Here is a 21,930-nt window from a genome sequence, read left to right as displayed (position 1 = left end):
AGTCAGCTGTGTCAGCCGCGACCGCGAGCATCCAAGGATGCCAAATAGGCGTTGTACGCCACCAGCTCCGCGTCCCCGTCACGGTCGGCCGCGCGATCCGACCGCCGCGCCTGCCGCTGATCGGAGGTGTACCACTGGAACAGCAGCGCCACCAGCACGAGGACCGACGGGATCTCGCTGAACGCCCAGGCGATGCCGCCCGCCGCGCTCTGGTCCTGCAATGGATCTACCCCGAGGGACGCCGGGGGATGTAGGAACGTGGTCACCATCGGCTCGGTGCCCATCATCAGGGCGATACCGAAGAACGCGTGGAACGGCATCCCCGCGAACAGCTCCAGCATCCGCATGATGTGGCTGGGGCGGTGCGGCCCCGGATCCACGCCCATGATCGGCCAGAAGAAGACCAGGCCGACGGCGAGGAAGTGGGTCATCATCGCGATGTGTCCCAGCCGGCTGCCCATCAGGAAGTCGAAGATCGGCGAGAAGTACACCGCGTACAGGCTCGCGATGAACAGCGGGATCGTGAACGCGGGATGGGTGACGACCCGCATGTAGCGGCTGTGCAGGAAGACCACCAGCAGCTCGCGCGGCCCCTTGCGGCCGCGGCCGTGCGCCGTCGCGGGCAGCGCCCGCAGGGCCAGCGTCACCGGAGCGCCCAGCAGCAGCAGGATGGGGGAGAGCATGCTGACGACCATGTGCTGCACCATGTGCACGCTGAACATGACCATGCCGTAGTCGTTCATCGCGGTGCACATCACCGAGGCCACGGTCAGCACACCCAGCACGAAGGCGACGATCCGGCCGGCCGGCCAGCGGTCGCCGCGCCGCCACAGCCGCACCACGCCCCAGCCGTACAGCCCGAGCGCCAGCAGACAGCCCGCCAGGAAGACCGGATCGCCGCTGAACTCCAGCGCCCGACCGAGGGTGAACGGCGGCAAGTCCATGGGCATGCCGTGCCCGCCGTGGTCCATGGGTCACTCTCTCCTGTTCGTGCCGACTGCCCGCCCGCGCCGTCCGGCATTGTGCCGATTCGACCCGTGCGCCCGCACCAGACTAGAGCCGCCCCCGGCCGGTGATGCGGCCGGGGGCGGCCCCGTACGTCGGAAGCGGGCGTCAGCCCGGCACAGCGTCCGCCGCACGGCGGACGGGACCGGCTACAGGACGCACTCGGCCTCGATGTAGCGCTCGGCCGGCACGGTCTTGAGGTGCTCGACGGCCTCGGCCAGCGGCACCAGCTTGATGTCGGTGCCGCGCAGCGCCGTCATCATGCCGAAATCACCGTTGTGGACGGCCTCCACCGCGTGCCAGCCGAACCGGGTGGCGAGCACCCGGTCGTAGGCGGTGGGCGTGCCACCACGCTGCACATGGCCCAGGATCACCGGCCGCGCCTCCTTGCCGAGGCGCTGCTCCAGCTCCACCGACAGCTGGGTGGCGACTCCGGTGAACCGCTCGTGGCCGTAGATGTCCTTGGCGCCGGACGAGAACTCCATCGAGCCCTCCCGCGGCTTGGCGCCCTCGGACACCACGACGATCGCGAACTTCTTGCCGGCCGCGAAGCGCTTGCCGACCAGATCGGCGAGCTCGCCGATGTCGAAGGGGCGCTCCGGCACCACGATGGCGTGCGCGCCGGCCGCCATGCCGGAGTGCAGGGCGATCCAGCCGGTGTGCCGGCCCATGACCTCGACGATCAGCACCCGCTGGTGCGATTCGGCGGTGGTCTTGAGACGGTCGAGGGCCTCGGTGGCGACCATGACGGCCGTGTCGAACCCGAAGGTGACGTCCGTCGACGCGATGTCGTTGTCGATCGTCTTGGGCACGCCCACGATCGGCAGACCGGCGTCCGACAGCAGCTTGGCCGCCTTCAGGGTGCCCTCACCGCCGATCGGGATGATCGCGTCCAGACCCAGGTCCCGTACATGGCCCCTGGCCTGCTCCACGCCACCGCGCAGATGGGCGGGCTGCACGCGGGACGAGCCCAGAATCGTTCCGCCGCGGGCCAGGATGCCGCTGACGGCGTCCAGGTCCAGCTTGCGGTAGTCGCACTCCAGCAGGCCCTTCCAGCCGTCGTGGAACCCGATGACCTCATCGCCGTGGTCGACCACGGCGCGGTGTACCACCGACCGGATGACGGCATTGAGTCCGGGGCAGTCTCCGCCGCTCGTCAGCACACCAATACGCATTGCTCTCGCACTCCCGCGATTTCCAAACGGACGGCCGGACCCCGTCGTCCGGATGGAACCCCCGTTACCTTAGCCAGCCGCAGGCGGACGGCGCACAGCCGCCCGCACTGCGGACACCGCTCACCGCCTCAGGCGGGCTGACCCGCCGCCGCGATCCGCTCCGTGCGCAGCGCCTCGAACCACTGGTCGTCGACCGGCGGCAGGGCGTTCACGTCCAGCGCCAGCTTCAGCAGCAGGTCGGCGATCTGCGGATTGCGGGCCATGACCGGGCCGTGCATGTACGTGCCGAAGACGGTGTCGTTGTACGCGCCCTCGGTGCCGTCACCGGTCCCGTTGCCCTTGCCGTACCGGACGGTCGCCAGCGGGCGCGCGCTCGGGCCGACGTGGGTGATGCCCTGGTGGTTCTCGAAACCCGTCAGCGGCGGCAGGCCGAGCCGCGGGTCGATGTCGGCCAGGACGTCGCCGACGCAGCGCTCGCCGTCGCCGCGCACGCTGACGACGTCGAGCAGGCCCAGGCCGGCCTCGGGGCGGCCCAGGTCGTTCACGAACTCATGGCCGAGGATCTGGTAGCCGGCGCACACCGAGAAGACGATCGCGCCGTTGGCGACCGCGCGGTTCAGTCCGCCGTCGCGGCGCAGCCGCTCCGCGGCGAGGCGCTGCGGGCGGTCCTCACCGCCGCCGATCAGGTAGATGTCCCCGGAGGTGGGGATCGGCTGGTCGGACCGGACGTCGATCCGGCTGACATTGAGGCGGCGCTGGCGGGCACGCCGCTCCACGACGAGGGCGTTGCCCTGGTCGCCGTAGGTGCTCAGCAGGTCCGGGTAGACCCACACCAGGCGAAGGCTGGAATCGCTCATGCTTGCTTCTCCTTGTCCGGGTCAGTTGCCGACGCGGCGGCGCAGGTCCTGGAAGGCCGTGTAGTTGGCGATGGTCTCGATCCGTCCGGGGGGCGCCGAGCGCACCGCCTCGTCGACGTCGGCGCAGACGCGGAAGTCCAGTCCCGCGACCTCCAGGCGGACCGCGAGGTCCAGCTTGCGGTCGCCGATGACGTAGATCGGGTGCCCGGCGAGCCGGGTGTAGTCCACGTCCCACAGCCAGGAGGTGTCGGTGCCGTCCGCGCCGCGGGCGTTGACGGACAGGATCACCGGGGTGGGCGGGCCGTCGATGAGGGAGAACGTCTCCAGCCAGCCGGCCGGGTTCTTCGCCAGCAGCAGCCGCAGCTCGCGCTCCAGGTAGGTGACGACGTCGTAGCGTCCGGCCACCGCCTGCACCGCGTACATCCGCTCCAGCGCCACCTTCGGCTCCACCCCGAAGGCGGCCGCGGCCGCGGCGGACACGGCCGCGTTGGACTTGTTGGCCCGGCCCGGCAGTTGCAGGCGGATCGGCCAGGCCGCGCCGTACGGGTCGATGACGTGGTCGCCGGAGAGCGCCCAGGTCGGTGTGGGACGGCGGAAGCCGCAGTCACCGCAGAACCAGTCGTCGGAGGGGCGCTGCAGGACGCCGCCGCACGACGGGCACGACCAGGCGTCGTCCTTCCACTCCTGGCCGGCGGCGACCCACACCACGGTGGGGCAGGAGGAGGCGGCCCAGGTGATCAGCGGGTCGTCGGCGTTGGCGATGACGATGGCGTCCGTGCCGGACAGGCCCTCGCGCCAGTGCTCGGCGAGCATGCGGGTCTCGGCCGCGCGGTCGAGCTGGTCGCGGGAGAGGTTGAGCAGGGCGATGGCCTTGGGGGCGACGTCGCGGGCGACACCGGCCAGGTACTTCTCGTCGACCTCGATCACGCCGTAGCGGGCGTCCGCGCCGCCGGCGAGCGCCGAGGTGATACCGGCCGGCATGTTCGCGCCCAGAGCGTTGGAGACCACCGTGCCGTTGGCCCGCAGCGCCTCCGCGAGCAGCCGGGTCGTCGTCGTCTTGCCGTTGGTGGCGGACACCAGCACGACATCGAGGTGCCCTGCCAGCCGGGCCAGCAGATCGGGGTCGACCCTCAGGGCCACCCGTCCGCCGATCACCGATCCGCTGCCGCGACCCGCCGCACGGGACACCGCCGCAGCCGCCTTGCCCGCCGTCACGGCCAGCTTGGCCCGCGGAGTCAGTGGCTCCGAGTTGCCTGCCATCGTCTAACATCCTCCTCGCGTCCGGCCCCCACACCTGCACAAGCCTCGCGGTGGCCGAGTGTCCGCCCCTCCACGCCGATCCAACACCCGGGAGGCCTCGGTCTCGGAGCAGCCTATCTACATTCGCGCGCGGCCCCCGCACCGTCCGCCCCGTCACGTACAGGCTCTACGCTTGCCGGCATGCGACGCGGCACCATCCCCGGCAGTACCGGCACCATCCGTCCGATGCGTCTGATCGGCGACCCGGTGCTCCATGCGCCGTGCGCCGAGGTCACCGCGTTCGACGCCGAACTGGCCCGGCTCGTCGAGGACATGTTCGCCACCATGTACTCGGCCGACGGCGTCGGGCTGGCCGCCAACCAGATCGGTACGGCCCTGCGGGTGTTCGTCTACGACTGCCCCGACGACGAGGACGTGCGGCACCTGGGACACGTCGTCAACCCCCGGTTGGCGGAGGTGGACGGCGTCACCGTCACCGGTTCCGAGGGGTGTCTGTCGCTGCCGGGCATCAACGCGGGCACCACCCGCCACGACCACGCGGTGGTGGAGGGCTTCGACGTCCGCGGTGAGCCGGTGCGGATCGCCGGCACCGGCTTCTTCGCCCGCTGTCTGCAGCACGAGTGCGACCACCTCGACGGCGGCCTGTTCACCGACCGCCTCGGCGGGCTGCGCCGCCGCCGTGCGCTGCGGGCCGCCCGCCGGGCGCCCTGGGCGCGGCAGAACTAGGGCTGCCCGGCGGGGTTATGGCTTCCAGGTTCTGGTTTCTGGGTTCTGGCGGGGTTCGCCGGGTTCCGGATTCCGGGTTCCGGGTTGGTTCCGGGTTCTACAGGCCGGGGCTGCCCGCCCGGTCGCCGGCCGCGGCCAGCCGCCCCCACAGCAGGTCGGCGAGGTGGCTGACCAACTGGTCGCGTGAGACGGGGCGTTCGCTGAGCCACCAGTCGCCCGCCGCGTGCATCATGCCGACGATGCCGTGACCCCAGACCCGCGCCAGCTCCTGGCTCTGCGGGCCCAGGTCGAGCCGCTCGGCGATCACCTCGGCCAGGTCCTCACCCATCCGCCGCAGCAGCGAGGAGGAGTGCCGGCCGCCGTCGAAGCCCTTCTCCCCGTCGCCCGGCGCCTCGGCCGGGTGCATCAGGAAGCGGTACACCTGGGGGCGGGTCTCGATCGCGGCGAGATAGGCGTGCAGCGTGGCCTCCACCCGGTCGCGGCGGTCGTTGCCGGAGTCGAGGGCGGCGCGCAGCGAGGCGAGCAGCGCGTCGGTGTGCCGCTGGGCGAGCGCCCGGTACAGGCCGCTCTTGTCGCCGAAGTGACGATAGAGAATCGGCTTGGTGATTCCGGCTTCGGCGGCGATGGCGTTCATGGAAGCTTCGGGTCCGTCCCGCAGTACGACGCGGTCGGCGGCCTCGAGCAGCTCTTTACGCCGTCGCTCCGTCGCCGTCCGCTGGTCCTGCCGCTGGCCGGTGTCCACCAGGTACTCCCTGTCTGTTCGATTTCGTGCACTCTGCGCAACGTAACACCCCGGTCGGGGCGGCCGGGTTCACGGCGGGGAGTTGACAGCCCCTACTCGCGGGTAACAGACTGATGTTACCGCAAGTAACAACCAGGTGGAGGGGACATGGGCGACTTCACGCTCGAGCTCAACGACGACCAGAAGTCCGTGCGCGACTGGATCCACGGCTTCGCGGCCGACGTGATGCGCCCGGCGGCCGCGGAGTGGGACGAGCGCGAAGAGACGCCCTGGCCGGTCATCCAGGAGGCCGCCAAGATCGGTCTCTACTCCCTCGACTTCTACGCCCAGCAGTTCTTCGACCCCACCGGCCTCGGCATCCCCATGGCCATGGAGGAGCTGTTCTGGGGCGACGCGGGCATCGGCCTGTCCATCGTCGGCACCGGGCTGGCGGCCGTCGGCGTCCTCGCCAACGGCACCGAGGAGCAGATCGGCACCTGGGTCCCGCAGATGTACGGCGACGTCAACGACGTCAAGGTCGCCGCCTTCTGCTCCTCGGAGCCCGACGCGGGATCCGACGTCTCCGCGATGCGCACCCGCGCGGTCTACGACGAGGCCAAGGACGAATGGGTGCTCAACGGCACCAAGACCTGGGCGACCAACGGCGGCATCGCGGCCGTCCACGTCGTCGTCGCCGTCGTCGACCCCGAGCTCGGCTCCAAGGGCCACGCCTCGTTCATCGTCCCGCCGAACACCCCCGGCCTGTCCCAGGGCCAGAAGTTCAAGAAGCACGGCATCCGCGCGTCCCACACCGCCGAGGTCGTCCTCGAGGACTGCCGCATCCCCGGCGAATGCCTCCTGGGCGGCAAGGAGAAGCTCGACGAGCGCCTCGCCCGCGCCCACGAGCGCGCCAAGACGGGCGGCGAGCGGGTCAAGAACGCCGCGATGGCCACCTTCGAGGCCTCCCGCCCGGCCGTCGGCGCCCAGGCGGTCGGCATCGCCCGCGCCGCCTACGAGGTCGCCCTCGACTACGCGAAGACCCGCGTCCAGTTCGGCCGCCCGATCATCGACAACCAGGGCATCGCCTTCCAGCTCGCCGACATGCGCACCCAGATCGACGCCGCCCGCCTCCTGGTCTGGCGCGCCTCCTGGATGGCCGCGGCCGGCCGGCCCTTCACCTCGGCCGAGGGCTCCATGTCCAAGCTCTACGCCGGCGAGACCGCCAAGACCGTCACCGCCCAGGCCATGCAGATCCTCGGCGGCAACGGCTACACCCGCGAATACCCGGTCGAGCGCATGCACCGCGATGCCGCGATCTACACGATCTTCGAGGGCACGAGCGAGATCCAGCGCCTGGTCATCGCCCGCACCCTGTCCGGCCTGCCGATCCGCTGACGCTGATCCCGTTCCGACAGCCGCGTCCCCTTCGCTCCACGAAGGGGACGCGGCTGTTTGTCTCTATGTCTATGGACAGGATTCACCGAACTTCACCGCAGTGAACGTCACCGGCTGCCCGTTGAGCGCGGCGCCGGCCGCCGGCGTCTGGGTGCACACCTGCCAGTTGCTCTCGATGATGATCACGCGTCCTTGAGAGGCGTCCTTGGAGTCGACGGATGTGTTGGCAGGAAGAGCCGCGTGAGCCGCCTTGACGGACTTGCCGACGAAGTCCGGCATGGTCGCCCCGGCCTCCTTCGGCGGCGCCTGGTCGGTGCCGGGGCACTTCTCTTCGAGCTTGACCGCCCCGAAGTCGAGGGTGGTGTCGACGGGGATGCTCTTCCCTGCCGCGTAGTTCTGCGAGCAGACCTGCCAATCCCGGTCAAGGATCTGGTGGCGCGCGCGGCCGAGGGCGTCATGCGAGGTGAGGCCGGCGAACCCTGCGGCCTGCGCGGCGTCCTGCGCGGACTGGAGCCCCATGCCGATGAACGCGGGGACGGTCGCGGTCTTCGCGGGAGCCGCGGCGGACGATTTCGCGGAGGCGGACGGTACGGATGCCGCACCGGACGGAGCCGGGTTACCGGCCGGCGTGGTGGCCTTGGGGTCGCAGGCGCTGAGCGCCGCGGTGCTGATGATGACGGCGGTGGTAACGGCGATGGTACGGATGCGCATGGGTCCCCCTGGTGCTGCACGGTGGTTGCGTGACCGTAGCGCTACGGTGCGTCGCCATGGGGCGGGGCGGCAATTCGTGTCCCTTACGATGCCGGGCGCCCTTGGCGCGGTCGATTCCGGCGTCGGTGCGTGCATGGTGGACGAGACCCACGATTGCTGCCCTCGGCGCGGCCGGTGGGTCATCGGGGGGCCGGGGCGAGGGTTCTTGCGGCTGCCAGGGCCAGGTGCCAGGGGTATTCGGTGGGCTGGTCCTCGTCCGGGAGGTTGGGGACGAAGCCGCCTTCGCCGTACAGGACCGTCACGCCGGCCAGTCGCAACTCGCCCAGGGAGCGCTCGAATTGGGGGTGCTGGACGAAGGCGGAGTTCAGGCAGGGCATGGCCACCGTGGGGATGCCCTTGCCGAGGGCTTCGGCGACGACGCCCACCACGAAGTGGTTGGTGATCCCGAGTGCCCACTGGTTGACGGTGTTGAACGTGGCCGGTGCGAAGAGGATCACGTCGGGCGGGGGCCAGACGTCCGGTTCGCCGGGGAGTTTGTACTGGGAGCGCACCGGGTGACCGGTCAGGGCGGCGAGGCCGTCGAGGTGGTCGCCGAGCCAGTGGGCCGCGGTGGGGGTGAGACCCAGACACACGTCCCAGCCGGCGGCCTGTGCGTCGTCGATCACCCGGGCTATGTCGAAGACGGGCGGGGCGGCCGAGCCGAACAGGTACAGGGTGCGAGAGTCCATGGCCCCATCACATCCTGGCCGGACGATCATGCGCAACCAGCCCCGGACCGGCCTCAGCTGTGGCGTTCGCCGCCGTCGGACAGCAGGGCCACTGTTCCCGTTACCGCGGCCAGGGCGCCCGCGGCGATGACGAAGGTCCAGCCGACGGCGCCCGTCAGCGCCGGGAGGACGAGTACGACCGCGCTGAGGGAGAGCAGCGCGGACACCGCCGCGAGGACGAGCTTCCAGTTCTGGACGGCCATCCGCCCACCTTACGGACGAACCCACCGCGGGGGAGCCGGATCCGCGTCACAGGGGCGGGGGCCGGGTGCCGGACCGGGAGCGCAGGGCTTCCTCGAACTCGTCGAGGGTCTCCATCTGCAGTTCCGCGCCGCGGCGGACCATGCGTTCCCGGGTGGTGTCGCCCTGCCAGCCGTCGAGGACGGTCCGGACCGCGTCCCAGCGCGGCGGCGCACCGTCGCGGACCGCCTGCGCCGATTCGGCGACGGCCTCGCGGAGTACGCGGGCGAACTCCGCCGCGGACGGTACGGGGTCGGCGTCCCGTCCGGGCAGATGGGCCTCCATCAGCATGCCCACGCGGCCCATCGCGGAGAGGACCGTGTCGGCGTCCTGCGCGGCCCGCCGGGACAGCCCGCGGTGCCGGACGGGTTCGGCGTCGGCGCGTGCGACGGCCTGGTCCCAGGTGGCACTGGCAGCACGGGCGTCGAGCAGCGCCTCCCGGACCGTCGAGGAGCGCCGTTTGGCCGGATCCGCGAAACCCTCCAGGACGGCGGCCGTGTACCCGGCGGTGGCTTCCAGCCGCTCCGCGAGCCGGTCCCGCAGCCGCGGGGTCTCCCAGGCGGGGAACACGGCGTAGGCCGCCATCGCCAGCACCCCGCCGAGCAGCGTCAGCAGGACGCGTTCGGGAACGGTCTGGGTCCACTCGCTGCCGCCCATGCCCAGCAGCAGTACCGCGTACGCCGAGACGCAGGCCTGCGAGACCATGTAGCCGGTGCGCATCAGCAGGTACATCAGGGCGATGGAGAGAACGGCGAGGCCCGCGCACAGGTAGACGCCCGGTGACGCCGCCTGCATCACGCCGGTGGCGACGGTCACTCCCAGCAGCGTCCCGACGAACCGGGCCACGCCGCGCGCGTAGGTCTGGGAGAAGTCCGGGCGCATCACCATGACCGAGGCCATCGGCGCCCAGTACCCGTGGCCCAGCGGCAGCGCCGTTCCGATCAGATAGCCCGTGGTGGCGACCGTGGACATCCGCACCGCGTGCCGGAACACCGGTGACTGCCAGCGCATCTGCCGGCGCATCGCCCGCGCGGCCAGCGGTACGAGCCGCGGCAGGGTGGGGCGCAGCAGATGGGCGGACTCGGTGGCGTCCGAGGGGCCCGAGCCGTTGGCGCTCTCCACGGCGGCGCCGAGCAGGCTGATCAGCCGGGCGGCGGCCCGGCGGGCCGAACCGGTCAGCTCCGCCTCCGGCTCCGGCACCTCCAGGAAGGCGTTGACCGCCTTCGGCAGTTTCACCGGCCTCGCGTGCCGGATCGCGCGGGCCACCGAGTCCAGCACCGTCGCGGCCGCCGCCAGCAGTTCGCGGGCCCGGTCCCGTTCCGGGCCCTCGGCCGCGGCACCGACCGAGGGATCGGCGAGCGACGCCAGCACCGGCCGGATCCGCTCCGCCAGCGCCCGCTTGCCGTGCAGTTCCTCCGGACGGCGCCGGGCCTCCCACGGGGTCACCGCGGCCGCGCTGCGCGCCGTCATCAGCGGTTCGGGATCGAACGGGGCGTGCGGATCCTGGCGCAGCCGCCGGGCGTAGTCCGCCTCGGCGGCGAACGCGTCCGAGAGGGCGTCCCGTTGCGCCCCCCAGCGGCGGATGGGGAAGAGCACGATGAGCGTGGCCTGCACCAGCCCGCCGAAGGCGATCACCGCGGCATGTCCCAGGGCGTCCATGACGGACGTGGGCAGCGTGACGACGACCAGCATGACGGCGATGGTCAGGGCCGCGACGATGCCGGACGTCGGGCCGAGCGACCACGCCATGCCGGCCAGGAAGGACCAGACGGCCAGCAGCACGACGAAGGCGAGGAGGTGCGAAGCGGCCAGGTACCCCAGGAAGGTGCTGACGGCGAGGGCGGCGCCGGCGGCGAGGGCGAGCACCGGGCGGGAGCGCCAGCTCCGCTGGAAGGTGGCGGTACCCGCGGCGAAGGCGCCGAACGCCGACGACGCGGCCACGGCAGGGGAGGACAGCCACAGAGCCAGGCCGATCACGATCGCGACCCCGGCCGCACCACGGACGGCCACCAGGGGTTCGAGCCTGGTCCGCTCGACGCGCAACCCGGAGCGGCCGGTCTCCTTCAGCGCGCGCAACCAGGTCATGATCCAGAGGATAGGTGGAAACGCCGGAGAACCGGCTTTCCCTGTCGACGGGGCGGGCGTACGCGTGCGTAGCGTCCCGGCCGTTGGGTAGGCGCGGGCAGCGGCTGCGTCGGTAACGACGACAAACCGACAGAGCAACACAGCGACACAGCGACACGAAGTGAAGGAGAAGTCCATGGCCTATCCCGACCCGACCGTCCTCCGGGCGAGCGTTCCGCCGGTGCCCGATCCGCAACCGACGCCGCAGCCCCCTGACCCCGCTCAGCCGGACCCGGTCCCGCGCCCGGTGCCGCAACCCGGCCCGGGTCCGATGCCGCCCGGCCCGCCGCTGCCGTCGCCCGAACCCCTGCCGCAGCCGGAGCCGACACCGCGTCCCGAACCGGTGCCCGACCCGGCTCCGCTGCCCATGTGAGGCCCGGCGAGGCTGTGTGAGGTCGTGTGAGGCCGTGTGTGGCCGCCGTGTGACGCGCCCGTGGCGACCGTGTAGCGACCCCGCAGTGATCCCGTAGTGACCGGAATCCACGTTCCGCCGGCATCCCCCTGCCGCGCGGGGCGTGGCTTCTGGTTCAATAGGGCCCATGGCCAGCCTCACTGACATCGCGACAGGTCGCACCGACCTCGAGCCCTTCTGGCCGTCCCGGCAGGGACACCACTTCGACCGAGAGTGTTGCCGCGCGATCACCGCGCGGACCCGCACTCCCCGCTGACCTGCGGACAACGGCCTCCGGCCGTCGCCGTCAGCAGTACGGAATCCGGTACCGCGCAATACGTCGTCCAGCCAACGACCCTTCGCGCGAAAGAGCCGAATCCATGTCGAACACCCAGTCCCTGAACCTCCCTGCCGTCAGCCTCTCCCAGCAGTCCGCCGGCGGGACCACCACCCCGCTCCGCTCGCGGCTGCGTGCCGTACGCCCCGACGAGGTCCCGCCCGCCCCCGACTTCCTGCCGCCCGGTGCCACGTGGATGCCGGCGCCCGGCCATGTGCTGCCGACCGTTCCCGGTCAGCAGCGGATGGTCGGCTACCTGGTCCTGGTTCCCGCGGAAGTGGGACCGGTCGCGGTGGAGGCGGTGCCCGAACCCGCGCATGATCCCGGCGCCCGGGTACGGATCGACGCCGAGCGCCGAACGGCGGCGGTGGACGGCCGTCCGCTCGACCTGACCTACCTGGAGTTCGAGCTCCTCGCCCACCTCGTCGCCAACCCGCACCGGGTGCACTCCCGCGACCAGCTCGTCACCACGGTCTGGGGCTACGGTCACGTGGGCGACGGCCGTACCGTCGACGTGCATGTGGCGCGGCTGCGCCGCAAGCTCGGCGCCGAGCACCGCGGCAGCATCGTGACCGTCCGCCGGGTGGGCTACAAGTACGCACCGGTGGCGGCTACGGCACTACGGTGACCGGCCAGCGTCCGGCCTTGACCAGCCGGATGGCGACCGAGCCGACGATGCGGTGGCCGGCGTGCTCGGAGGCGCCGACCACCACCGCGTCGGCCTTGAGTGAGTCCGCCGCGGTGACCAGCCCGTTGTAGGGGTCGCCGCGGAGGGTGTGGAACTCCCAGCGGACGGCGAACATCCCCTGGAGCCGCTCCGCCGACCGGCGGATCTCGGCCATCAGCTCGTCGGCGACCTCGGTGGTGACCTCGGCCACCGGGGCGCCGAGGAGTGCGCCGGTGACGATGACCGGCTGTACGTAGACGACGGCGAGCAAGGCGTTCTGCCGCCGCGCCAGGCCGGCGGCGTAGGACACCGCCCGCCACGAGGAATCGGAGCCGTCCGCTCCGGCGACGATGACCTTGGGGCCGTCCGTTCCGCGCTCGAACGGCGCGGGTTCCTTGTCCACCACGTATCGAGGCTAGCCCCCGCCCTCCGGCACCGTTGGGCGCCTCCGCTTTCTTGATCACCCGAATGGCCGTATTGCCACGACACGCGGGCTTTTGCGATGCAGGATTTCGGTGAGGAGCCCCAGAGAGAACCTGCAGTCCTGTGGCTCCCGGGCCGCCGACGTGCCGCCCGCATCTCTGAGCCAACAGCCAAAGCCGGCAGTGCCGGCAACGGGGAGGTTTGCGATGCCGAGGGTGACCACCAGCGTGATCGTGTCGAGGCCGGCCGCCGAGGTCTTCGACTTCCTTGCCGACGCCCGGAATCTTTCGCTGTGGAGTTCGGGCGTCGCCGGGGTCGACGGGGATGCCGTGCCGCCGGGCGCGAACGCCGAGTACGGCTACCGCTATCCCGGACGGCACCGGGCGCACCGGCTGGTGTGCGCGGGCTACGAGCCCTGCCGGCACATCGTGTTCCGGGGCCAGCGCATGTGGAGCCCGCTGGGCACCCAGGTCCCCGAGTACGGCTTCGACCTGCTGCCGCACGGCGGCGGCACGCTGGTGCGGCTCTCGGTGCACAGTTCGCTGGGAGCCGGGATGGCGCTGTTCTCGCCGGTCGTGGCGATGGCCTGGCGGCGGGACCTGCCGGTCGACGCCCGCAAGCTCTGCGAGGCCCTCGGCGGTCTGCACGCCGCGCCCCGCGCGCTGGAGGCCGTACGCACGGCCGAGCCGGCGGTGCCGACCCCCGAGCCGCCGTTCGACTACGCCCCGGCCGCCCGGGTGTTCCAGCCCGGCGTCGGCGCGTAGGTCCCCCGGAGGGGAAGCGGGGGGACCGCGGGCGGCGGAATTGCAGGAAACCAGTGGAGTCGAACATCACTCATTGAGTGTTAAACTAAGTATGAAAGGTGGCGGGAAACCGCTCCTTTCCCCAAGTTGCCCCGGCCCGGTCCCCCCGTCCTGGCCGGGGCTCCTTTGTGTCCAAGGGGCCCAGCTGCGTCCCGGGGGCCCAGCGCGCCCGACAACGCGGCGGTGGCGTGGGATGCGCTCCCACGCCACCTGTGACCGCGGCTGTCCGTCTGCCAGGTCGAACTCGCCGATCCGGTCGGGCTAGTCGATGCTCCGCAGGATGTGCGACTCGGCCATGTCGTCCTCGTAGCCCGCCAGCTTGATCGGCGCGGACCGGGCCCAGACGTCGAGGTTGCGCACTTCCTTCAGCGGCGGAGGCCATTCACCTAGTCCGGGTGTGGCCTGGTTGCGCTGCTTGGTCTTCTCGGGTGTCACCGCGCACTCCATTCATTTCGAGTGAACCGGATGCGCCGACGCGGCCTACGACCGGGCGTCGGACACCCGGTGGGGCATATGTATCGAGCGGGTGCGGACGCGGTGGCGCCTGGTGCGGAGCCGGAAGGGCGGCCATGGTGGGTGGACGCTTCCCGGGACAGGCTCTGGGCGCTGGTTGCTGCCCCATGAGCCTGTTCGTTCCGCTCAGAGTAAGCCCGCCGAACGGTTCCGACCAGCCGATTTCCTCCCTGGGTCACCCCTAAGAGAACCCCAGTACACATGCGCGCCACTCAAGGGCTCCTCAAGGGTTGCGGGCCCTGGGCACCGGTGAGGTTTCCGACCCCGCCGCGCGGGGGCCGGGAGAGCGGTTGTTACCGTGCCGGGTGCTCCGAAGCAAGCGATCCGACGATTCGGCGGAACCCGGGGAACCCCAGGAGACCGCACCAGGCACGGCCGCCACCCCGTCACCTGCCCTGATACCCCGCCGTACCGCCGGTCGTGTGTTCGCGGACCTGACCCCGCTGCGCGAGTCCCCGCACTTCCGCCGGCTGTGGTTCGGCAACATGGTCTCCTGGATCGGCCAGCAGATGACCGCGATGGCGGTCTCGCTGCAGGTCTACGCGATCACCGGCTCCAGCTTCTCGGTCGGACTGGTCGGGCTCTGCTCCCTGGTCCCGCTCGTCATATTCGGGCTCTACGGCGGTGCCATCGCCGACGCCGTGGACCGCCGCAAGCTGGGCCTGGTCAGCGCCCTCGGCGCGACCGTCCTGTCCGGGGTCCTGGCGGGCGCCGCCCTGCTCGACCTGCGACAGGTCTGGCTGCTGTACGCGATCGTCGCCCTGCAGTCCGTCTGCTTCGCCCTGAACTCGCCGGCCCGCTCCTCGATGATCCCGCGCCTGCTCCCGCCGGAGCAGCTGCCCGCCGCCAACGCCCTCGCCTCGCTCGCCGGCGGCCTCGGCACGATGGCGGGGCCCATGCTCGGCGGCGTCATCGTCGGCCTGTGGGGCTACCAGGCCGCGTACCTGATCGACGTGGTCACCTTCGCCGCCTCCCTCTACGCCATGTGGCGACTGCCCGCCATGACCCCGGAACGCGACGCGTCGACGGCCGCCGGCACCCGTCGCGGATGGGCCTCGGTGCTGGACGGACTGCGTTTCCTCGCCGGCCGGCCCAACCTGCGGATGACGTTCTTCACCGACATGGCCGCGATGGTGCTCGCTCAGCCGCGCGTACTCTTCCCGGCCATCGCCGTCATCTGGTTCGCGGGCGACGCCAAGACCGTAGGCCTGCTCATCGCCGCCCCGGCCGTCGGCGCGCTGCTCGGCGGCCTCTTCTCCGGCTGGCTCGGCCGCATCCACCGCCAGGGACTCGCCGTCCTGGTCTCGGTCGCCTGCTGGGGCGCGGCCGTCGCCGTCTTCGGCCTCACCCGCAACCTGTGGCTCGGACTCCTCTTCCTCGCACTGGCCGGCTGCGCCGACACCATCTCCATGGTCTTCCGCAACACCATGCTCCAGGCCGCCGCCCCCGACGACATGCGCGGCCGCCTCCAGGGCGTCTTCATCGTCGTCGTCGCGGGCGGCCCCCGCCTGGGCGACTTCCTCGCCGGCTCGGCCGCCGACCTCTTCTCGCCGGCCACCGCCATCGTGGGCGGAGGCCTGGCGTGCATCGCGGTCGTCATCACGCTGGCGGCACTACAGCCGAGGTTCGCGCGGTACGACTCGCGCAACCCCGTGCCGTGACGCTCGCGCTCGGCGGTCAGCGCGGGGGTGGGGGAGTGCAGGTACCCCGCGTGATGGACCGGTAGGCGGTGCTCTGGTCAGCGGCGGCCGGCTTGGTCGAGATCCGCACACCCCACATGCGGTTGCAGTCGAGCCCGTCGAAGGTGTGTGACCTGCTGAAGTTGTACTCCCCGTTGAACGTGAACGTCTCCGAGGACCCATCCTGCGCTACGGGATTGCCCTTGCTGTCCGCGTCGTACCACGTCAACGTGATGGTGAAGGTACCGGTGCTGCCCTTGCCGATGGAGAACGAGGCCGTCGCGTTCGACCCACGGGTTGCCACGAACGTGCCGACCGAGGCGGATTTGACCAATGGTTGCGGCGGCTTCGACGTAGTGGTCGACGACGTCGTCGGAACCGTCGTCGGCGGGGCCGTCGGTGCGGTTGTGGTGGGTGTCGTGGGCGGGGTCGTCAGAGTGGTGGTCGTGCTGTCCGTCGGTGTCGGCGTCGTGGACGTTGACGCTGATGTCGTCGGTGTGAGGCTCGGGCCGACGGTCGCGCCGCCCGGGGGCGTGGTGGCGGGCGGCTCGCCGGTTCCGGTGAGCTGTGTGGTGACGGAGGGCGGGGCCGAGAGGCCGTCGGTGTGGTGCGGGGCCTTGCCGGTGCCGGCGAGGGCGACGACCGTGCCGGCGGTGGCGAGGGCCAGCAGGGCGACGCTGCCGCCCACCAAGGCGGCGGCGCGCCCGCGCGGCAGCCGCCGTGGCTTGCCGCCGCCGAACGGCAGGCCCGCGCCGGCGCCCGGAGCGGGCGGGGTGGGCGGGGTCGGCGGTGGGGGTGCGGTGGCGTCGCCGAGGGCGCTCGGCAGCAGGGCGGCGAGCAGCGCGACGATCGCGACGAGCGCCCGGCGTCCGCGGCGCTCCCAGTCCGGGCCGTACGCGGTGGCGGCGGCCGCTTCGAGTTCGGTGAGGAAGGCGGCGGCGCTCACCGGTCGTTCCTCGGCGCTCTTGGCGAGCCCGTGCCCGATCAGTGCCCGCAGTTCCTCGGGCGCGCGGTGCTCCGGAATCGGCGCGGTGATGTGCTGGACCGCCAGCTCGGCCATGGTCGCCCCGGTGTACGGGCGCTCACCGGTGAGGCATTCGAAGAACGTCGCCGTCGCCGCGTAGACGTCGGTAGCGGGTGACGCCGGCTCGCCGCGCCATTGCTCGGGTGCCATGTAGGGCGGCGTACCGGCGCTCGGGGCGTCGGCGCCCTGCCGGACGGCGATGCCGAAGTCCACCAGCGTGGAGACGCCGTTGTTCGAGACCATCACGTTGCCGGGCTTGTAGTCGCGGTGCACGACCCCGGCGGCATGGGCCGCCGCCAGACCGAGCAGCGACCCCTTCAGCACCGACAGCGCCGCCTCGGGAACGGCCGCGCCGTTCGTCCGCAGCATCGCCCCCAGCGATACGCCCTCGATGAGCTCCATGACGATCGCCGCGCCTTCGGCGGTCTCGACGTAGTCGTAGACGCGCACCACGTGCGGGGAGTCCAGCTGCCGCAGGAGCTGGGCCTCGTCGCGGAAGCTGCCGAGGAGGCCGGGCCGCGCCCGGCTCTCCTCGTTCAGGTACTTGACCGCGACCTCGGCGCCACTGCGCTCGTCGACCGCGTGCACCACTTTGCCGCTGCCGCCCTCTCCCAGGACACGCAGTGCGCGGTAGCCGGGAAGGGACCACTCGGGTTCTGACCGTCTGGGCTCTCGTGGGTCGGACATCGTCGGGCGCACCTCGTCGAATCGGACGGGCTCCGGCGCGGGATTTCCGCGGAGCTACCGGTTGATGGGTGGACGCCTGTACGCAGCCGGTGGTTGCACGGGAGCGTGTTCGATTATGGACGACGGTCCGGCGCCGTGTCCGGCGTTCGGCGGAGGTGCCCTGCGGTGCTCAGCCGGCCTGCACCGCGGCGAGCTGCTCCGCCAGCACATCGGTGGTGACGAAGGTGAGACCGGCAAGCGCGACATGCTTCCAGCGCACGTTGCCCTCGCCGTCGAGCAGGAAGACCGAGCGGCGCAGCCCGAGTCCGGGGACGGCGATGCCGTAGGCCTTGGCCACGGTGCGGTCGGTGTCGGCCAGCAGCGGGAAGCCGAGCCGGTGCTTGCGGGCGAAGGACTCGTGGCTGTCCAGGTCCTGTGGGCTGATGCCCCACACCGTGGCGCCCAGGCCGGTGAAACGGTCCAGGTCGGAGGTGTAGGAGCAGAGCTGCTTGGTGCACACGGCCGTGTCGTCGCCGGGGTAGAAGACCAGGAGCAGCGGGTTGCCGCGCTGTCCGGCGAGCGCGTAGTCGGCCCGTTCCGCGTCGGCGTCGCCCTGGCCGAGGACGAGCCCGGGCAGGGTGAAGTCGGGGGCCGGCGTACCCACTGCGGGCTGCTTGGACATGTGCGCTCCCTTGGCCTCGGCGTCGGCGCCGCCGGCGGCGGAACGCGATCACCGTGTTGCGCAGATGGTAGAGCCTGCCCGGTCGCACTCCGGAGGCCGGGCAGGCCCTGGTCGTTCAGGTCACCGCTGTCGAACGGATCATGTTCGTCCGTCCGGCCGGTCGTGCCGGTGCCGGGATCAGCCGCAGGTGAGGCGGGGAAGGGCCCAGTCGGCGTGATCGGAGGTGTTGCCGTTGCCGCCGTCGGTGACGACGAGCTTCAGTTCCAGACCGCCGGTGAGATCGGCCGTCAGATGCTTCGCCGCGTCGCTGACGGTGACCAGACCGCTGTCGGCGACCTTGGTGCCGTCCCGGAAGATCTGGAAGACCACCGATCCGTTGGTCGCCGACTCGTCGTCCACGCCCACATCCGTGGCCAGGGACGTGCAGGTGCCGCCGAGGTAGTAGGTGACGGCGCTGGCGGCGTGGGTGCCCAGGCCCTTGGCGTACGTGGTGCCGTTGATCGTGAGGGTGCGTCCGTCGCCCGCGGGCTGCTCGCCGTTGCTGCGGTCGCGTTCGACCGGTCCCCAGCCGTTCGCCGACGACGTCCAGTTGAGGTCACTGAGGGCGCTGGTACCGGCCGCCGGGCCGTTGCCGCAGGCCAGTTTGGCGTCGGCCCAGTCGGCGTGGTCGTAGTTGATGCCGTCGCCGCCGTCGGTGACGACCAGCTTCAGCTGGCTTCCGCCGGTCAGATCCGCGGTCAGGTGCTTGGGGCCGTCACTGGCCGACCGCACGCCGCTGTCGGCGACCTTGGTGCCGTCCCGGTAGAGCTGGAAGATCACCGTGCCAGGACTGGACACCTCGTCGTCCACGCCCACGTCGACGTTGACCGAACGGCAGCTGCCGCCCAGGTAGTAGCTGATCTCGCTGGGGGCGTGGGTGCCCAGGCCCTTGGCGTAGGTGGTGCCGTTGATGGTGAGGGCGTGTCCGTCACCTGCGGCCTGTTCGCCGTTGCTGTGGTCGCGTTCGACCGGGCCCCAGCCGTTGGTGGCCGACGTCCAGGGCAGATCGCTGAGCTGGTTGATCCCGGTCGGCGGCGGGACGGGACTGCCGGGTGTCACCCGGAACATCACCGTGCCGTGCGCGGGCACCGTGGCGCTGATGGTGCCGGTGGTGGAGCTGGTCTGCTTGGACCACAGGTCCTTGAGCGCGTACGAGGACGCGCCGCCGATACCGGCCGCCTCGGCGGTCGTCGAGATCGTCTGCGCGGACCCGTTCTCGTTGGTCAGGGTCACCGACCGGTCGCCACCGGCCAGCGCCTTGGTCATCACGACCTTGCCGCCGGAGCTGGACACCACGGTGCCCTGCTTGCCGAGGCTGTCCTGGTCGACGGCGATGACGTCGGCGTTCTTGAGGACGGCGAGCGTCGCGGCGCTCGCGGTGCGCAGATCGCTGCCGATCAGCAGGGGCGCGGCCATCTGCGACCAGAGGCTGAAGTGGGTGCGGTACTCGGTGTCCGTCATCCCGCCGTTGCCGACCTCGAGCATGTCCGGGTCGTTCCAGGCGCCCGGCTTGGCGTACGGGGCGAGCGACTGGTTCTGGTGGGCGATGCCGATCATGCTGGACCAGGAGTCGCTGATGTCGCCGGTGGTGCGCCAGGAGTTGCCGACTCCTCCGGCCCAGTTCCAGGGCTGGTTGGAGCCCCACTCACAGATGCTGTAGAGGATCGGGCGGCCGGTGGCCTTGAGGGCGTCGCCCATGGCCTTGTACCGGGTCTGGGCGTCCGCACCGGTGTTGTTGCAGTTGTCGTACTTGAGGTAGTCGACACCCCAGGACGCCCACAGGTTGGCGTCCTGCTGCTCGTGGCCGAGCCCGCCGGGGAAGCCGAGGGTGTCGCAGGTCTTGGTGCCGGCACTGGAGTAGAGGCCGAACTTGAGGCCCTTGGAGTGCACGTAGTCCGCGACGGCCTTGATGCCGTTGGGGAAGCGCGCCGGATCGGGAACGAGGTTTCCGGCGGCGTCACGGTTGGGCAGCGCCCAGCAGTCGTCGATGTTGACGTAGCTGTAACCGGCGCTCTTCAGGCCCTGCGAGACGAAGATGTCGGCGATGCCCTTGACCATCGTCTCGTTGAACTCCGCCCGGCAGTGGGTGGAGTTCCAGTTGTTGAACCCCATCTGCGGGGTCAGTGCGAGGCCGTTGTCGACGGCCGCGGCGGGTGCCGCCGTGGCCAGTTGCACGGTCACGGCGGCGGTGGCGGCAAGCGCTCCACCTCCCGTGATGAGTGCCAGGGAGGCGGCCAGGGCCGCCAAACGCTGTCTGATGATGTGGCGTTCGGGCTGCATGTGCGGCTCCATGCGAGGGTAAATGGCGCACAATTCAACGGGGTCGAACGAAAGCAACCACATCACAGCGGTACTGACAGGACATGTCAAGAAGTTCGACCCGGAAGCGCGATGCGCTTCCGGGTCGAGGGCCCCCGTTCGCCGGGGAGTTGGAGCACCGCCGAGGCGCCTGGCGGCACCTCCCCGCGGTAGCTGGGCGACTAGGGCGACGGCAGTACGCACACCACCCCGGGAGCGGCGAACGGCCGCCCGGTCAGGGTCAGTTTCCCGGTCTTGGTGTCGACATTCAGGACGGTGACCGTGTTGGACTTCTGGTTGGCGGCGAAGAGCAGCCGGCCCGTCGGGTCGAAGGCGATGTGCCGGGGGAAGTCGCCGCCCACCGGGACGGTGTCCAGCAGGCGCAGGGTCGCGCCGGCGGACTCGACGGCATAGCGGGTGATGCTGTTGTGACCGCGGTTGGCGAGGTACGCGAACGCCCCGTCGGCGGTGACCAGCAGCTGCGCCGGATAGCTCTTGACGCTCCCGGTCCCGGTGGGCTGGGGTGCGCCGGGGGTCAGCTTCCCGGTCGTGGCGTTGTACGCGCAGACCACGACGGTGTTGTCCAGCTCGTTGGCCAGGTAGGCGAACTTGCCGCCGGGGTGGAACGTCAGCGACCGCGGCCCGGCGCCGGGCCGCAGCGCGGCGAAGGAGACCTGGTGCAGCGTGCCGGCCGTCTCGTCGAGCTGGTACGTGTACACGGTGTCGTTGCCGAGGTCGACGGCGAGCACGAAGCGGCCGTCGGGGGCCGTGATGATCTGGTGGGCGTGCGGCCCGTCCTGCCCGGGTCCCGGCGGCGGGCTGCTGTGCCGGACGAGGGCGGTCCGCGCGCCCAGTTTTCCGTCCTGGCCTATCGGGTGCACGGCGACGCTGCCGGAGTCGTAGTTCGCGCTGAGCAGGTATTGGCCGCCCGGGTGAACGGACAGATGGCACGGTCCGTCGCCGCCGGTGGGCCGCGACCCGAGCACCTTCGGTGCGCCGTTGCTGCCGCCGTGCAGCGCTATCGCGGTCACGGCGCCCGGTGAGCGCTCGTTGACGGTGTACAGCGTGCCGGTGGTCGGGCCGAAGGCCAGGAAGGACGGATCCGCGACTCCGGTCACCACCCCGGTGGACGTGATCGCACCCGTCGAGGGCTCGTAGGCCGTCAGTGCGACGCCCTTGCCGCCTCCGCTCACGGAGGTGTAGACGCCGAGACAGAGCGGCCTGGTCTCGATGGCGGAAGGTTTCCGCGCCGTGGCCGCCGGCAACTCCGTCCGCGCGGTGGCCCTGGGGGCGCACCCCAGTCCCGCTGTGGCGGCTGCCGCCGCCGCGGCGGCGAGCAGACCTCGCCTGCCCATGCCTGCGTTGACCTCCACGCGACACACCTCCCGATACTGCGTTGCCGGTCCGCTGCTGTGCGGTGCTCCAGG

Annotated in this window: 21 protein-coding genes; 6 read left to right on the top strand and 15 right to left on the bottom strand. The window is 71.3% G+C overall.

The annotated features are described in order from the left end of the window. Positions 1 to 11 precede the first annotated feature (11 nt). The 4 genes from LNW72_RS05275 to LNW72_RS05260 all read right to left on the bottom strand — a co-directional run bounded on the left by LNW72_RS05275 (position 12) and on the right by LNW72_RS05260 (position 4,297). Positions 12 to 971, bottom strand: coding sequence for a cytochrome c oxidase assembly protein (locus LNW72_RS05275; protein ID WP_250974287.1), 960 nt, complete (start codon positions 969 to 971; stop codon positions 12 to 14). A gap of 183 nt (positions 972 to 1,154) precedes the next feature. Further along, on the bottom strand, positions 1,155 to 2,180 hold the full coding sequence (locus LNW72_RS05270) for a 6-phosphofructokinase (protein WP_138354543.1): 1,026 nt from the start codon (positions 2,178 to 2,180) through the stop codon (positions 1,155 to 1,157). Positions 2,181 to 2,308: 128 nt separating this feature from the next. Beyond that, entirely contained in the window at positions 2,309 to 3,037 is a 729-nt protein-coding gene (locus tag LNW72_RS05265; protein WP_250974286.1) for a glutamine amidotransferase, read from the bottom strand. 21 nt (positions 3,038 to 3,058) lie between these two features. Further along, the gene (locus tag LNW72_RS05260; RefSeq protein WP_250974285.1) at positions 3,059 to 4,297 is read right to left on the bottom strand and encodes a MurT ligase domain-containing protein; all 1,239 of its coding nucleotides are present in this window, start codon (positions 4,295 to 4,297) and stop codon (positions 3,059 to 3,061) included. Between the two features lie 180 nt (positions 4,298 to 4,477). On the opposite strand from LNW72_RS05260, the gene def reads away from it, so the two are divergent. Further along, complete coding sequence (gene def / locus LNW72_RS05255) at positions 4,478 to 5,023, top strand: peptide deformylase (RefSeq protein WP_138354546.1); 546 nt, start codon at positions 4,478 to 4,480, stop codon at positions 5,021 to 5,023. Positions 5,024 to 5,120: 97 nt separating this feature from the next. Here the strand turns inward: def and LNW72_RS05250 are convergent, their stop codons facing one another. Continuing rightward, positions 5,121 to 5,765, bottom strand: a complete 645-nt coding sequence (locus tag LNW72_RS05250) for a TetR family transcriptional regulator (RefSeq protein WP_250974284.1) — start codon at positions 5,763 to 5,765, stop codon at positions 5,121 to 5,123. Positions 5,766 to 5,912: 147 nt separating this feature from the next. Here LNW72_RS05250 and LNW72_RS05245 point away from each other — a divergent pair, with 147 nt between their 5' ends. Continuing rightward, on the top strand, positions 5,913 to 7,139 hold the full coding sequence (locus LNW72_RS05245) for an acyl-CoA dehydrogenase family protein (RefSeq protein WP_250974283.1): 1,227 nt from the start codon (positions 5,913 to 5,915) through the stop codon (positions 7,137 to 7,139). Between the two features lie 69 nt (positions 7,140 to 7,208). On the opposite strand, the gene LNW72_RS05240 is transcribed toward LNW72_RS05245, so the two are convergent. From LNW72_RS05240 to LNW72_RS05225, 4 genes are all read right to left on the bottom strand, one after another. Next, on the bottom strand, positions 7,209 to 7,850 hold the full coding sequence (locus LNW72_RS05240) for a PASTA domain-containing protein (protein WP_250974282.1): 642 nt from the start codon (positions 7,848 to 7,850) through the stop codon (positions 7,209 to 7,211). Between the two features lie 179 nt (positions 7,851 to 8,029). Continuing rightward, positions 8,030 to 8,578: a flavoprotein gene (locus LNW72_RS05235; protein ID WP_250974281.1), complete on the bottom strand. Its 549-nt coding sequence runs from the start codon at positions 8,576 to 8,578 to the stop codon at positions 8,030 to 8,032. 53 nt (positions 8,579 to 8,631) lie between these two features. Then, positions 8,632 to 8,820, bottom strand: coding sequence for a hypothetical protein (locus tag LNW72_RS05230; RefSeq protein ID WP_250974280.1), 189 nt, complete (start codon positions 8,818 to 8,820; stop codon positions 8,632 to 8,634). A 46-nt stretch (positions 8,821 to 8,866) separates the two neighbouring features. Then, a complete protein-coding gene (locus tag LNW72_RS05225; RefSeq protein WP_250974279.1) occupies positions 8,867 to 10,942 on the bottom strand; it encodes an FUSC family protein in 2,076 nt (691 codons plus the stop codon). Positions 10,943 to 11,117: 175 nt separating this feature from the next. On the opposite strand from LNW72_RS05225, the gene LNW72_RS05220 reads away from it, so the two are divergent. Both LNW72_RS05220 and LNW72_RS05215 read left to right on the top strand, forming a co-directional pair. Next, a complete protein-coding gene (locus LNW72_RS05220; RefSeq protein WP_250974278.1) occupies positions 11,118 to 11,354 on the top strand; it encodes a hypothetical protein in 237 nt (78 codons plus the stop codon). Positions 11,355 to 11,752: 398 nt separating this feature from the next. Beyond that, a complete protein-coding gene (locus tag LNW72_RS05215; RefSeq protein WP_250974277.1) occupies positions 11,753 to 12,337 on the top strand; it encodes a winged helix-turn-helix domain-containing protein in 585 nt (194 codons plus the stop codon). On the opposite strand, the gene LNW72_RS05210 is transcribed toward LNW72_RS05215, so the two are convergent. Then, on the bottom strand, positions 12,321 to 12,782 hold the full coding sequence (locus LNW72_RS05210; protein WP_250974276.1) for a universal stress protein: 462 nt from the start codon (positions 12,780 to 12,782) through the stop codon (positions 12,321 to 12,323). The genes LNW72_RS05215 and LNW72_RS05210 overlap by 17 nt on opposite strands. Before the next feature lie 232 nt (positions 12,783 to 13,014). On the opposite strand from LNW72_RS05210, the gene LNW72_RS05205 reads away from it, so the two are divergent. After that, positions 13,015 to 13,563: an SRPBCC family protein gene (locus tag LNW72_RS05205; RefSeq protein WP_250974275.1), complete on the top strand. Its 549-nt coding sequence runs from the start codon at positions 13,015 to 13,017 to the stop codon at positions 13,561 to 13,563. 300 nt (positions 13,564 to 13,863) lie between these two features. Here the strand turns inward: LNW72_RS05205 and LNW72_RS05200 are convergent, their stop codons facing one another. After that, a complete protein-coding gene (locus tag LNW72_RS05200) occupies positions 13,864 to 14,037 on the bottom strand; it encodes a hypothetical protein (protein ID WP_250974274.1) in 174 nt (57 codons plus the stop codon). 473 nt (positions 14,038 to 14,510) lie between these two features. On the opposite strand from LNW72_RS05200, the gene LNW72_RS05195 reads away from it, so the two are divergent. Then, positions 14,511 to 15,776, top strand: a complete 1,266-nt coding sequence (locus LNW72_RS05195) for an MFS transporter (protein WP_250980028.1) — start codon at positions 14,511 to 14,513, stop codon at positions 15,774 to 15,776. Between the two features lie 16 nt (positions 15,777 to 15,792). Here LNW72_RS05195 and LNW72_RS05190 read toward each other — a convergent pair whose 3' ends face one another. The 4 genes from LNW72_RS05190 to LNW72_RS05170 all read right to left on the bottom strand — a co-directional run bounded on the left by LNW72_RS05190 (position 15,793) and on the right by LNW72_RS05170 (position 21,858). Continuing rightward, a complete protein-coding gene (locus LNW72_RS05190) occupies positions 15,793 to 17,505 on the bottom strand; it encodes a serine/threonine-protein kinase (protein ID WP_250974273.1) in 1,713 nt (570 codons plus the stop codon). Between the two features lie 169 nt (positions 17,506 to 17,674). Beyond that, positions 17,675 to 18,166, bottom strand: coding sequence for a peroxiredoxin (locus tag LNW72_RS05185; RefSeq protein WP_138353385.1), 492 nt, complete (start codon positions 18,164 to 18,166; stop codon positions 17,675 to 17,677). Positions 18,167 to 18,343: 177 nt separating this feature from the next. Continuing rightward, the gene (locus LNW72_RS05175) at positions 18,344 to 20,485 is read right to left on the bottom strand and encodes an NPCBM/NEW2 domain-containing protein (protein WP_308401883.1); all 2,142 of its coding nucleotides are present in this window, start codon (positions 20,483 to 20,485) and stop codon (positions 18,344 to 18,346) included. A 200-nt stretch (positions 20,486 to 20,685) separates the two neighbouring features. Continuing rightward, the gene (locus tag LNW72_RS05170) at positions 20,686 to 21,858 is read right to left on the bottom strand and encodes a lactonase family protein (RefSeq protein ID WP_250980026.1); all 1,173 of its coding nucleotides are present in this window, start codon (positions 21,856 to 21,858) and stop codon (positions 20,686 to 20,688) included. Between the last annotated feature and the right edge of the window lie 72 nt (positions 21,859 to 21,930).

It is taken from the genome of Streptomyces sp. RKAG293, from assembly GCF_023701745.1.
Taxonomy (GTDB): Bacteria; Actinomycetota; Actinomycetes; order Streptomycetales; family Streptomycetaceae; genus Actinacidiphila.
The sequence above is the reverse complement of the archived record's forward strand: the minus strand, read 5'-3'. Positions and strand labels throughout refer to the sequence as shown.